Genomic DNA, 13,099 nt, shown 5'->3' with positions numbered 1-13,099 from the left:
GAATTCTTCTACAACCTCCTTTAATACCGGTCTCATTAATTTACATGGCACACACCAAGATGCAAAGAAATAAACCAATGTTGGTGTTTCTGACCCAATACTTTTTCTAAATTTCTTTTTCATCGATTTGTATTTGCTACTTAATTATAACTATTTATAAAATCTTTAATGATGACGAATATCATACCATTTGTGGACATAGGTAGTTAATTTTATACTATCAAAATTTAGTATTATGACACGTATTCTACTACCAACAGATTTCTCAAAAAATTCATTAACGGCTATACACTATGCGCTTAAACTATATAAAGATCTAAAGTGTACTTTTTATCTTTTAAACAGTTATATGCCGCCCGTATACCATACAGAATATTTAATGGGGAGCCCAGCGCAGATAGGTCTTGGGGATATTGTGCAACAAAACTCTCAAGATAATCTTGCAAACCTTAAAGAAAAACTAGAACAGGAATTTAAAAATCCCTTACATACATTTATTACACATTCTGCGCTAAACGTACTTTCTAGTGAAGTTACCAGAACTGTAGAGGCAGAAGGTATTGATATTGTTGTTATGGGTACGCAAGGAGCCACAGGCGCCACAGAAATACTATTGGGCACCAATACTGTTCATGTTATTAAAAATGCAAAATGTCCCGTTTTAGTCATTCCTTCGGGCTTTGAATATGAGGCGCCAGAACAAATACTTTTTCCAAATGATTTTGAGGTTTGGCTAGATGAGAACATTTTGGCGCAACTGCTAAAAATTACAGAATCGCATGTATCGCAGGTAAATGTAATGCATGTTTATACAGGTGATAAGCTAAATACCATTCAAGAAAAAAACAAAAAACAACTTACCAAGGTACTATCTGAAAGCGGATTTTTTCATGACGTTCCAAGCAATGAGGTTATTGCTGCAATCAATGAATTTCAGATAAAGCAAAAAATCAATTTATTGGTAATGGTACAGAATAAGCACACCTTTTTAGAACGCTTGTTCATTGAGCCTGTAATAAAGAAAATAGGCTTTCACGTAACGGTTCCATTTTTAGTAATTCCACAATAAAAATTATGAAAATTAAAAATATACTAGTAGCTACAGATTTTTCTAATGAAGCCTACAATGCGCTATTTTATGCAACACAAATTTTTGCATCTACAACCTGTACATTTCATATAGTGCATGCCTTTGACGATATAGTTTTAAGCGCAAAAAACGCACTATTTACAGGTCAGAAAGAGATGGAGGATTTACAGAACCTATCTGAAGAAAACCTAACTAAAACTGTTCACAAAATTGTATTGGACACAGATAACAAAATTCATAAATTCAACACCATTTCAAGTAAGGGCAGTCTTACTATGGTAATTTCACAGACTATAGATAGTCATGACATAGAACTTGTAGTTTTGGGCAACAAAGGTAAAACTGGCGCTAAAGAACTGTTTATGGGCAGCAATACCATTCAAGTTGCCAATACAATTACCAAATGCCCCATTTTAGCAATACCACAAGAAATTGCATTTAAGCCAATAAAAGAGATTGCTTTTGTTACGGACTATAAAAAAGGATGTACTAAATCTACACTATCTTCATTGTTGAATATAGCTACTTTAACAGATGCTTCTATTGCTGTTCTTCATATAAATGAAGAAGAGATTATGACTTCTAAACAAGTTTCCAATCAAAAACTATTAGACAAGTGTTTACAGCAAACACCACATAGCTATGATGAAATTTGGAATTATGCCGACAAGGCCAATGTTATACAAGATTTTATAGTTGAAAGAGAAATCAGTATGCTAGCAATGGCATACCACAGAAGAAAATTCTTTGAACGTTTTTTACATGAACCTGTGATTATGGATTTAAGTATTTATGCCACTATTCCCTTTCTAATTCTACCGGTACTAGACTGATATTTATCATAGTATTAGTGATCAATAGAGCATATATTTATTGAGCAATCTAAATCATTTAACAATGAACAAGCGTATTCTTATACCTACAGATTTTTCTAAAAATGCCTTGAACGCCATTAGATATACTATTGATCTTTATGCTAAACTAAACTGTGATTTCTATTTTTTGAATTTATTTAGTTTTGAAAAATATACAACGAATAGCTTAAGTATACCGGAAGAAGGCAGCGCTGCATTTGAACAGGCAAAACAAGATTCTGAAAAGAACTTTGTAAAGCTACTAGATACCTTAGCCTTGCACCCAGACAACCTAAAACATAATTATTACACTGAATCATCTTATAGTTATCTTTCTGAAGCTATTAAAAAAATAATCGCTGAAAAGGATATTGATTTGGTTGCAATGGGTACTAAGGGCGCTACAGGATCAAAAGGTGTTCTATTTGGCAGCAATACCGTAATGGCGATGGAAAAAATTAGGGAATGCCCTGTACTGGCTATACCAGAACATGTATCGTTCATATCGCCGAAAGAGATTGTTTTTCCAACAGATTTCAAAGATGTCTATAAACGATCAGCGTTTAGATATCTTATTGAATTGGCTAATATGCATAATGCCGAAATTGCCGTATTACATATAGATAACAATAAAGAACTAACTGAAACCCAATTAAGCAACAAGAAATTATTATCATCTATTTTAAGTGAGACTAAATGCCAATTTCATACCCTAAGAGAGAAGAATTTAGGCAAGGGTATACAGAATTTTGTTGAAAGTAGAGAAAGTGATATGGTCTCTTTCATTAACCGTAAACATTTCTTTTTTGGCAGTGTGTTTTCTAAACCATTGATTAAAGAAATTGGTTACGACAGCGATGTACCCATTTTAGCATTACACTAGTAAGTTTATTTGATATTTACACTTAACAAGAAGTAAGAATATTTTAGACATTTTTAGTTGGTTGATGTCTAAAATTAAACCGTCAAAGAATTCTTTTCATTGGCGGTTTTTTTAAAGAAAATCTTATAGATATATTTTCTGACCTATTACCGAATACCAAACACTAACTAAAACTAATTGAAAGATTACAATGCTTTCTACAAGCTTAAACCACTAGCTGAAGCACTACCTAAAATAAAAAGGCAATATGGATACTAAAGAACCTATTGACATCATTAAATCTTCTGGGCAGAAAATGAAGTTCTCGCTAGACAAACTTCGTAACTCTCTTAAGCATAGTGGTGCAAATCATGAACTAGTAGAAGAAATTGTTAGTAAAGTATATGATGAGCTATTCGAAGGCATTACCTCTAATGAAATCTACAATAGAGCGTATTCGTTGCTAAAAAAGAACAAATCTGTATTTGCCTCTAAATACAAACTCAAGAAGGCTATCTATGAATTGGGACCAACTGGTTTTCCATTTGAACGCTTTATTGCCGAAATACTAAATTACTCTGGCTATGATGTACAAGTTGGTGTTACATTAAACGGTGAGTGCGTTACCCATGAAATAGACGTAATTGCAGAAAAAAATAATACTGTCACCGTTATTGAATGTAAGTTTCATAATGACGAGGGACGTAATTGCAATGTCAAAATTCCACTTTACATACATTCTAGATATAATGATGTAAAAGCACATTGGGTAACAAATAAAAATAATAAACCTTTGAATAAAGGTTGGGTGGTCACCAACACTAGGTTCACACAAGACGCACTAACTTATGGCAAGTGTGCAGACCTCTATCTTTTAAGTTGGGATTTTCCTGTAAATGACGGACTAAAAGATAGAATAGACCGCCTGGGGCTTTACCCGATAACCGTATCTAGCTTATTATCTAAACGAGAAAAACAATTTCTTCTTAGTAGAAATATAGTACTATGCAGACAACTAGTTAAAGATAAATTTTACTTAGATCACCTAGGTATTTCTACCAATCGGAAATCAAAGATTTTAGACGAAATCTCACAACTCTGTAAAGCTTAATAGTATGAAAAAAGTTAGCATCAAATTTTTAGGCGCTTCTGGTACGGTTACCGGTTCTAAGTTTTATTTAAAAACAGATGAATTGAACATCATGATAGATTGTGGCATGTTTCAAGGGCTTAAAGAACTACGTAAAAAAAATTGGAAACCCTTATCTATAGACGCAAGTAAAGTAGATGTCGTTTTATTGACACATGGTCACCTAGACCATACGGGCTACTTACCAAGATTAGTCAAAGAAGGTTTTAAGGGAGAAATTATAGGCTCCTACCCTACCTTATCCGTTGCCCGTGTAATATTACTTGATAGCGCCAAAATTCAAGAAGAGCAAGCAAAAAAAGCAAATGAAGAGGGCTTTCCTAAACACCCAAAAGCGCTTCCTTTTTATAATCTTTTAGAAGCTGAAAGAACGATTAGTTTATTCTCAGGTAAAAATAGAGATGAATGGATACCGCTTTCAGAGAACATCCGATTTAAATACAGATATAACGGCCATATCATTGGTTCTACGTTTATTGAATTGGAGATATTCGGAAAAATGTTCGTTTTCTCTGGCGATGTAGGGAGACTTAATGACGAGCTATTAATGACTCCAGAAAGACCCGAATGGGCAGACTATCTTTTTTTAGAAAGTACCTATGGCAACAAACTACATCCTAAAGAAAACATCACTGAAATTTTAAGTGATTTGGTTCAAAAAACCATTAATGAAAGAGGTACTTTGATCATACCTTCTTTTGCCGTTGAAAGATTACAATTGCTCATGTTCATATTTTGGAATTTATATAAAAAGAACAAAATACCTAACATACCCATTTTCATAGACAGCCCTATGGGAAGCAATGTTCTTGATGTTTTTGAGCAGTTTACAGATTGGCATAATCTTGACCAGAATGATTTTAAAGCTATGTGCAATCACTTTACCATAACTTCATCTTACGCGGATACCTGGAAAACTATTGACGACCCCAGACCCAAAATTGTCATTGCAGGTAGTGGCATGGTCACAGGCGGGCGCGTACTCACCTATTTAAAACAATTAATAGATGAACCAAAAACAAAGGTTCTATTAGTTGGCTACCAAGCAGAAGGTACTAGAGGAAGACAATTGTTAGATGGGACCCACGAACTTAAATTATTTGGTAAATACTACCCTGTAAAAGCTAGTATTCATTTTATAGAAAGCCTTTCTGCACATGCAGACCAAGCGGAGCTTCTTCATTTTATAGATGGTATTAAAAATACTCCAGAAAATGTTTTCTTAATTCATGGAGAACCAGGTGCTTTAGATGCTTTTAAAGTGAAAATTAGAGATACTAAAGGGTGGCACTGTCATATTCCAAAATTAGAAGAAACCATAGATTTACTTATATAAACTACATTTGCATTTTTCTATACAATTAGACGAACTGATAATCGTCATATCTACTGCATTTTCTAAATAGTATCTTGGACACGTATTAGATATAAATATACCTGCCTTATGAAAAAGTTATTTGTAGTATTATCATTGATGTTAATGGGGGGGTGTTCTTCTATTAGTTTAGTGGAAAACTGGAAAAACCCAGATATCGTATTATTCAATGCCAACAAAGTTTTAATTGTAGGTATGGCTCAAAATAATGATACACGAGAAAACTTTGAAAGTAAACTACAGAAAGAATTTACTAGTAGAGATGTTGAAGCATGGCGTAGTGTAGATATTTTTGATCTTTCCCTAACGGACTCCCGCAAGACCGATAAAGAATTAGACGATGTAGAACAAAGTCTTTTAGACAAAGATTTTGATGCTATTTTATTAACCAAGATTATAGGATCAGAAAATCGTGAAAGCTTTGTAAAATCTATTTCTAGGTGGGATGACCACCAATCTAGATTTAATGACGATTACCTAGAACACCAAGGCATATATTACGACGACAACTACTATGAAAAATTTACCATTTACCATGCAGAGACTACTTTATATTGCATTTGTGAAGGTAAAGAAAGAGCTATGATATGGAGAGGTATCATTGAAATTACAGAACCTAACAACATTGATAAAGCTATAAAAGATTACGTAAAAATGATCATCGTTGCTATGGAGGATCAAGATTTGGTATTTACATCACAGATTGAGTAAACTGCTTTTGAGCAAATATATATGGTATTTTGAACGAATCATTTTCTAATATCGAGGTAAGATTAAGGATGTAATTATCTTGTATTATCCAGCAAAGAATAGATTTTAGAATAACGGACTCAATACTCTGCCCACTCCTTGTTTCAACTTTTTGCCCCATGACCTTTTTACATATTCATCATAGAGTAATTCATTGCTAACCTTACAATCATTTAAAAAGTCTTCTTTTAAGATCTTAGCTATTTTACTATGATACATAATAGCATTGACCTCATAGTTCTGTTCAAAACTACGGTCATCTAAATTAGCCGTGCCAATAGATGAAACAGCATCATCACTCACCATAATTTTACTGTGTAAAAATCCATCAGGAAAAAGATATATTTTAATACCCGCTTTCAAGAACAACTCAAAATAAGATTGAACTGACCAACTTACTACTTGATTATCTATTTTTTCTGATACCAACAACCTTACATCTACCCCACTTAAAGCTGCTGTTTGTAACGCTCTTACCATTGCCTGCCCTGGTATAATATATGGGTTGGTTATATAAATATAGTTCTTGGCCATATTTATCATAGAGAAATAAGTTTGTTCCAACACCGGAAAATCATCATCTGGACCACCGGCAACAATTTGTACCAATTCATTAGCTACAGTCTCAATAGAACTATTCTGCTGTAATGGTATGGGCTTTAATAATTTTGTGCTTACCAAGTACCAATCTGTCATAAAGACCTGATCTAGCTGTGTGGCTGCAGTACCTATAAGTCTTAAATGCATATCATGCCATTTACCCAAACCTATTTGACCTTTTAAATACTTATCAGAAACATTAATACCACCGGTAAAAGCAATTTTACCATCGACCACTATAATTTTACGGTGATTTCTAAAATTCAATGAATAAAAATACCTGCCAAATTTAAATGGCAAAAAAGAGTATACCTCTACGCCTATATTTAGTAACTTTTTTAAATATTTCTTACTTAAAGAAAAACTACCTACACCGTCATAAATCATTCTAACAGCTACCCCATGCGCTATTTTTTCTTCAAACAACGCTAATAACCTATTAGCTAAATCTCCTTCTTCAAATATGTAATATTGAATATGAATTCTGGTCGTTGCTCCTTCTAATGCCTTAAATATAGTTTCAAAAGTTGTTCTCCCATCTTTTAATATTTTAAGCTCATTGCCGGTAGTAGGAGGAAAATGAGAGTTCTTGTAGCTAAGTGTCATTAGCTTATCATACATGCCTTCAAAAACGTTTATCTGTTCCGTTTTAGGCATTGGCATTCTATGGAACAAGTCTTTTTGGTTCTGAATAAGTTTGTACCTTCTTCTATTTCTACCTAATAGCAAATAAAGGAAAATACCACCAACAGGTAGGGCAAAAATAGCTAAGAGCCAAGCCAAACTTTTGGTAGGCTTTGCTCCATATAACAGAATTGACAATACAATTGACAATGCTACTATTACATAAATTCCAATAAAAATTGACGTCCACATAAAATTCGCGTTCTGTATATTCCAGTACTATTAAAGTAAAAACAAAAACTATGGTTTGTTACAAGTTACTAGATTTACCAACAATTCTACCATCTTCCATTTGTATGATGTAATCTGTTCGTTTAGCAAAATCTTCATCATGCGTTACTATTAACAATGATAGCCCTTCTTCTTCTTTCAGTTGCTTGAAGATATTAAAAACATTATCAGAATTGTAACTATCTAAATTTCCGGTGGGTTCATCGCCCATAAGTATAGACGGATTGTTAATTAATGCCCTAGCAATGGCTACCCGTTGTTTTTCTCCTCCTGAAATACGAGATGCCTTCTGTTTTGCCAAATTCTCTATACCTAACATTTTCAATTTCTGCATAGCATCATGCTCAATTTCTTGATGACTTTTACGAGCTAGCTTTTTAGCTGGTAACATTACATTTTCAATTACACTAAATTCTGATAACAAATAATGAAACTGAAATACAAAACCAATATTCTCATTTCTAATTAATGATAATTCTGTTGCAGACAAACCCGTTACCAACTTATTGTTCAATAATAAATCGCCTGTATATTCAGTATCCATCGTTGACAGAATATATAATAGTGTTGATTTTCCAGAACCAGATTTCCCCATTATCGAAGCAAATTCCCCATTAAATATTTGAAATGAAATATCTTTTAAGACATGGAAATCTTTTGGTTTATGAAAGTGCTTATTTATATCTTTTGCTTCTAATACAATGTCCATCTAGTATATCTTAAGTACCTCTAATAATTTTTACCGGATCAATATGTTTTGCCTTGATAGATGGTAGCCAACCTGCTACAAATGTAGAAATGAGCGCAAATACAATTCCTATAATATAAAACATAGAGCTAAAATGAACCGGATAGGTGGTCATAGTAGGTAAAGCCTCTGTTTTAAAAGGAACACCGTCTATGATGACCGATAATACAAAACCTAAAATTAAGCCTAGAACGCCACCGACTATACCTATAATCATAGCTTGACTCATGAATATATATTGCACATCTTTACCTGAAAACCCTGTAGCTTTTAAAATGGCTATATCTTTCATTTTTTCATAAATAAGCATGTTTAGAATGTTATATATTCCAAATCCTGCTACTATTAACAAGGTTATGGATACAGCATAGGTAATTAAGTTACGAATGTTTGTACCGGTCTCAAACTGGGCATTAGCTTCGTTAATATCAGTTGCGGTAACATCAAATTGCTTTTCAAAACCTTTTGCCAAAATTGGGGCTTTTTCAATATTGTTCAATTTTATATTAATATCAGTGATATAATTTTGTGCCTCTCCCTGAATTCGCTGTACCGTTTTTAAATTACAATAGCTTTGGGAATTATCTATATCTGCCACTCCGCTTTGATAAATACCCACTATTTTCAATGGAAATACAGCACCTCTAGTTGTACTAATCTGTACTCTATCTCCAATTTGCAAAGACATTTTACTAGCTAGCCCAGAACCCAATAAAATACCGTTATCCATATTGTTCAAAGCCTCGGGAGAGCCCTCTATAATATAATCTCGCATATTTGAAAGTCTAGTTTCTTCTATAATATCAACACCTACCAAATTACCTGACAATTCAATAGAACCAGATAGGTAAAAGATTTGAGCACGTACCTGGGCAGTAGCCCCTTTTACCTCATCCATCTGTTTTAAATGATCTAAGATCGGCAGCGCGTTATGAATCTTTTTTTGTCCGTTTTTCGGTTTAATTGAACTGACCATTTGTACCGAATTACTAAACTGCTCATATAAGGAAACTGGCTGATCTATTGTAGGTTCTATTTCATTATACAAATGAATATGAGGAGTTTGGTTGAGCACCAAATTATCTAACATATCATTAAGACCTGTCATAAAACTTACCATGGTAATATAAGCGCCAATGCCAAAAGTTACCCCCAAGGCTGCAGTTGCAGTAGATTTCATCTTGGTCAAAAGATGGGTTTTGGCGATATTTAGTATAACAGGCCAATTCATTATTCTACAGGCTTTAAAAGCAAATCATTTTCGGTTATACCTGAAATAATTTCTACTCTTTGTAAATTTTCAGCACCTACTTCAACGGTAACCGTACCGTTTTCGGTCATTACTTTATTACCGTCAATAAGATATGCTCTAGGTATGGTAAGCACATCTTCTTTCTTAGAAATTACAATATTACCCTCACCGGCAAGACCAGGGTACAATACCTTGGGCTGATTCATAAAAATTGCATCTACTTTAAAAGTTTGTGATGTTTCGTCCTTTTGCGGATATATTTTACTTACCGTAGCCGTAAATACTTCTGTTGGGTAAGCATCAAGAGTTACCAAGGTAGTCTGCCCCATTTTAATTTTAATGATATCTACTTCATCAATCAACATTTCTATTTTAAAATGAGTAGCACTACCTATTGCACCTAATGGTTCTAGCGTATTGATCAACTCTCCCGGTTCTTTAAACAATGCATAGACCTTTCCGTTAATTTTGCTATTAATGGTATAATCTTCTGCGGTAATTTTTGAGGATGAATAACTATTCTTTGCTTGCTGTAGAGCAGTTTCCAAGTCATTCTTTGTTCTGGTATAATTTGACCTTTGTTGATTCAGTTGATTTTTTGATAGCTCATACGCTAACTTTTGATTGTCAAATTCTGCCTTAGATCCTATATTCTGCTCCCAAAGCCGTTTTTGTCTAGTAAAATTTATAGAGTCATTGTTGAACTTCAATTCTGCTGCATAAATATCATCTTCTATACTTTTTAAAATAGCGGCACTACCCTGAAAATTTTCTTTGGACTGTTGCAAAGTCAAATACGCATTTTCTGAATTTAAAACGGGAGTACGATTATTAATCTGTAAAATAGCATCTCCTTTCTTGACCAAATCTCCTTCTTCTACTAAATTATCATCTAAAATACCGGCTACTACTGCATAAACCTGATATATACTATCTGGTTGTATGGTAACAGATGCATAGACAGAAGATATTAGTTGAGATTTTTGGGGTAGTACCTTTTCTTGTTTTTCCCCACAAGAAAGAAAAAGTAGAAATAGTACGCTAATGTTCAGATATCTCATGAATTATAGATTATTATAATTCAAAATAACAGGAAATCTTTTAGGTATGATATGAGTAATATCATGCTTTATAAAATCAACCTATAAATCTCAATTATCTATTACTTATACAGTCTTTTGAGAAATAGTCAATCAAATATTGAACAAAAAAAACCGAGATTTTCATCTCGGTTTTTCATATATTATTTTAAAGCTTTTCTAAGTTTTGTTTTCTTGCTCTTCAGTCTTTTGACCGACGCGCTCAACTTACTTTTTACTTTTTTTATTTCGCTTTTCTTAGCATTTTTCTTTTTTGCTTTTTTCAGTTTGCTTTTAAGACTTTCAACTTTCTTTGCTGATTTGGTTACCTGTTTAATCTCTGCTTTCATCTTTTTAATTAATTTATATGTACTTGACTTATACTTTATATTTTTTCGTTTCTTCTTTTTAGAAGTGCTCTTTTTCTTAGCCTTCTTCTTTTTTGTTTTTTCAGGTAGTATTTCAGCATCTAAATCTGCTTCTAAATTCTGGATTGCATCAACTATTGTTACACCTTGTTCCTGAACTACAGTGCTTTCTTGTAATAATGGTTGTTCATCCGCTAACACATTATCATTATTTTCTTCAACCATCTTTGTTTTTATAAAAGGTGTATTAAACTATCTGGGTTGATCAAATTCAACCTAAAATTTAAATTAATCATTTTTCTTTTATTTAATGCAAATAATTGTCTTACGACTTAAAAATGAGGTTGTTCGGTTTATATCTTGGTTTTTAACCAAATTGACTCCTTTTTACATCATTACAAATTCTACACTTTGTTAGTCTTTACTTCATATGATTTTGGTCATAATTTTTTAAGAGTATGGACTATAACTTTATCCTTTAATTAAAATGTTAAGAAATGAGCACTTTTAGAAACAGACCTAAAGACAACTACATTCATGAAGCAGACTGGAAATCTCTTTATGTATTGACGGAACATTGGAAATCTGATATGGCTTTTTACAATGAAGATTTAAAGTTCTTACATCACTTAATAGATAAATACTTTATGTGGATTTCTAAGAAAGATAATATTGATATGGTGCGTGAAATAGAAGTAAGCCTTATTGATACGGATAAGAAGTGCGATTCATTGGTAAAACGAATTGATACCCACCTGCATCATTTGGCTGAATTAATAGATAATCCATTTGCGTATGATTCTCATACTTTTAGAACAGAACATGAGCAACTTGAAGATGAAATTGCAGATTTTGTAAAACAATTTAGAACGAACAGAAAAGAAGTTTTCGCTATCACCGAACATGTAATTGATGGTGAAGAAATGATAAAACGATTAGGTCTTACAAGAGCATAAATTCCAAACTATTTACTTATTAAAACTCAAAGCTTTTCTACTATGAAAAAAGTTATTATTCCAACAGATTTTTCTTTAAACGCTCAAAAAGCAATTGATTACGCTCTTGATTTATTTAAGAATGAAACATGCACATTTTACATTCTTCATGGCTACCATAACGCCCCTTCTTCAGAAATGTCTAAATCTGCCACTCAAAAAACTTTAGATATTTTAATTAAAAGTTTAGAGCTGCAAAATGAAGATCAAGACTTCTATTTTGAAGGAATTTTAAAAACCGAATCGGTTATAAATTTGACTAACCATACCCAAAATATCATAAATGCGGATTTTGTTATTATTGGTACTAAAGGATCTTCTGCTCTCAGTCAAATTTTTATTGGTAGCAATGCTTTAGATCTTATTGAGCATCTAGAAAATTCTGCTTTAATAATTGTTCCTCCAGAATATAAGAACTCTAGTGCAAAGGAAATTGTATTAGCAACCGATTATAAGCATAGGTTTACAAATACCGAGCTATCTCCTGTTTTAAAAATGGTTAACTTAAAAGAAACTACATTAAACATTGCGCATGTTAAAACTGAAGAAACTTTAAGCAATGAACAAATCTCGAACAAAGAATTATTAAAAAATGAATTGAAAAAAACTAAACATCATTTTTTTGAGATTGAACTACAAGACAATGTGGCGTACACACTTTATCAAATCGAAAAGGAAAACCAGAATATTGATACCATGGTAATTTTAAAAACAAAACATGGTTTTTTTAAACAACTCTTAAGAGAGAATATCATTAAAAATTTAAGTGCTAAAACAAAGATTCCATTATTGGTTCTACCACAAGTAAATAATTAAAATAAAAATATGAAACAGTTACATAAAGTATTAAATGAAATTACCCAGCTTACTAGCAATATAGAAACGAACTATCCAGAACTATACCGTTCCTTAGACGAAAACCCCATGACCCTGCCTGTTAGTCAACACCTGCATATGGACAAGGTAGTCATGCAAGAATACCTAGAAAACTTAAAACAAATGTTACATCATTATTTGGAAGAACATAAAGCTGAAAACTAAAATTTTCAACACACAGAACT

Annotated in this window: 15 protein-coding genes; 9 read left to right on the top strand and 6 right to left on the bottom strand. The window is 32.7% G+C overall.

All coding sequences use genetic code 11. The features are described 5' to 3' along the window. Positions 1 to 123: thioredoxin family protein (locus tag ABJI11_RS04280; RefSeq protein WP_348349738.1), on the bottom strand; the 123-nt coding region annotated here is incomplete at its 3' end. 112 nt (positions 124 to 235) lie between these two features. On the opposite strand from ABJI11_RS04280, the gene ABJI11_RS04275 reads away from it, so the two are divergent. The 6 genes from ABJI11_RS04275 to ABJI11_RS04250 all read left to right on the top strand — a co-directional run bounded on the left by ABJI11_RS04275 (position 236) and on the right by ABJI11_RS04250 (position 6,042). Beyond that, positions 236 to 1,069 carry a universal stress protein gene (locus ABJI11_RS04275; protein WP_348349732.1) on the top strand — a complete coding sequence of 278 codons (834 nt, stop codon included), beginning with the start codon at positions 236 to 238 and terminating at the stop codon, positions 1,067 to 1,069. Between the two features lie 5 nt (positions 1,070 to 1,074). Further along, positions 1,075 to 1,923: a universal stress protein gene (locus ABJI11_RS04270; RefSeq protein WP_348349730.1), complete on the top strand. Its 849-nt coding sequence runs from the start codon at positions 1,075 to 1,077 to the stop codon at positions 1,921 to 1,923. A 64-nt stretch (positions 1,924 to 1,987) separates the two neighbouring features. Next, positions 1,988 to 2,827: a universal stress protein gene (locus ABJI11_RS04265; protein WP_348349728.1), complete on the top strand. Its 840-nt coding sequence runs from the start codon at positions 1,988 to 1,990 to the stop codon at positions 2,825 to 2,827. 247 nt (positions 2,828 to 3,074) lie between these two features. Continuing rightward, positions 3,075 to 3,917 carry an ATP cone domain-containing protein gene (locus tag ABJI11_RS04260; protein ID WP_348349726.1) on the top strand — a complete coding sequence of 281 codons (843 nt, stop codon included), beginning with the start codon at positions 3,075 to 3,077 and terminating at the stop codon, positions 3,915 to 3,917. Positions 3,918 to 3,921: 4 nt separating this feature from the next. Further along, entirely contained in the window at positions 3,922 to 5,292 is a 1,371-nt protein-coding gene (locus tag ABJI11_RS04255; protein WP_348349724.1) for an MBL fold metallo-hydrolase, read from the top strand. Between the two features lie 108 nt (positions 5,293 to 5,400). Then, positions 5,401 to 6,042 (top strand): hypothetical protein, encoded by a 642-nt coding sequence (locus ABJI11_RS04250; protein ID WP_348349722.1) that lies wholly within the window; start codon positions 5,401 to 5,403, stop codon positions 6,040 to 6,042. 105 nt (positions 6,043 to 6,147) lie between these two features. Here ABJI11_RS04250 and cls read toward each other — a convergent pair whose 3' ends face one another. The 5 genes from cls to ABJI11_RS04225 all read right to left on the bottom strand — a co-directional run bounded on the left by cls (position 6,148) and on the right by ABJI11_RS04225 (position 11,268). Further along, positions 6,148 to 7,557 (bottom strand): cardiolipin synthase, encoded by a 1,410-nt coding sequence (cls, locus tag ABJI11_RS04245; RefSeq protein WP_348349720.1) that lies wholly within the window; start codon positions 7,555 to 7,557, stop codon positions 6,148 to 6,150. A gap of 58 nt (positions 7,558 to 7,615) precedes the next feature. Further along, positions 7,616 to 8,305: an ABC transporter ATP-binding protein gene (locus tag ABJI11_RS04240; protein ID WP_348349718.1), complete on the bottom strand. Its 690-nt coding sequence runs from the start codon at positions 8,303 to 8,305 to the stop codon at positions 7,616 to 7,618. A gap of 10 nt (positions 8,306 to 8,315) precedes the next feature. After that, a complete protein-coding gene (locus ABJI11_RS04235) occupies positions 8,316 to 9,578 on the bottom strand; it encodes an FtsX-like permease family protein (protein ID WP_348349736.1) in 1,263 nt (420 codons plus the stop codon). After that, positions 9,575 to 10,657 (bottom strand): efflux RND transporter periplasmic adaptor subunit, encoded by a 1,083-nt coding sequence (locus ABJI11_RS04230; protein ID WP_348349716.1) that lies wholly within the window; start codon positions 10,655 to 10,657, stop codon positions 9,575 to 9,577. The genes ABJI11_RS04235 and ABJI11_RS04230 overlap by 4 nt, the downstream gene beginning before the upstream one ends. A gap of 182 nt (positions 10,658 to 10,839) precedes the next feature. Continuing rightward, positions 10,840 to 11,268 (bottom strand): hypothetical protein, encoded by a 429-nt coding sequence (locus ABJI11_RS04225; protein WP_348349715.1) that lies wholly within the window; start codon positions 11,266 to 11,268, stop codon positions 10,840 to 10,842. A 272-nt stretch (positions 11,269 to 11,540) separates the two neighbouring features. Here ABJI11_RS04225 and ABJI11_RS04220 point away from each other — a divergent pair, with 272 nt between their 5' ends. The 3 genes from ABJI11_RS04220 to ABJI11_RS04210 are packed head-to-tail and all read left to right on the top strand — an operon-like array spanning position 11,541 to position 13,079. Beyond that, entirely contained in the window at positions 11,541 to 11,999 is a 459-nt protein-coding gene (locus ABJI11_RS04220) for a hypothetical protein (protein WP_348349713.1), read from the top strand. A gap of 42 nt (positions 12,000 to 12,041) precedes the next feature. Continuing rightward, positions 12,042 to 12,854 carry a universal stress protein gene (locus tag ABJI11_RS04215; protein WP_348349711.1) on the top strand — a complete coding sequence of 271 codons (813 nt, stop codon included), beginning with the start codon at positions 12,042 to 12,044 and terminating at the stop codon, positions 12,852 to 12,854. 9 nt (positions 12,855 to 12,863) lie between these two features. Further along, positions 12,864 to 13,079 carry a hypothetical protein gene (locus ABJI11_RS04210; RefSeq protein WP_348349709.1) on the top strand — a complete coding sequence of 72 codons (216 nt, stop codon included), beginning with the start codon at positions 12,864 to 12,866 and terminating at the stop codon, positions 13,077 to 13,079. Positions 13,080 to 13,099 lie beyond the last annotated feature (20 nt).

Source organism: Maribacter sp. (assembly GCF_039968975.1).
Classification (GTDB): Bacteria; Bacteroidota; Bacteroidia; order Flavobacteriales; family Flavobacteriaceae; genus Maribacter.
Note: the sequence above shows the minus strand (reverse complement) of the source record. Positions and strands in the feature narration are given on the sequence as shown.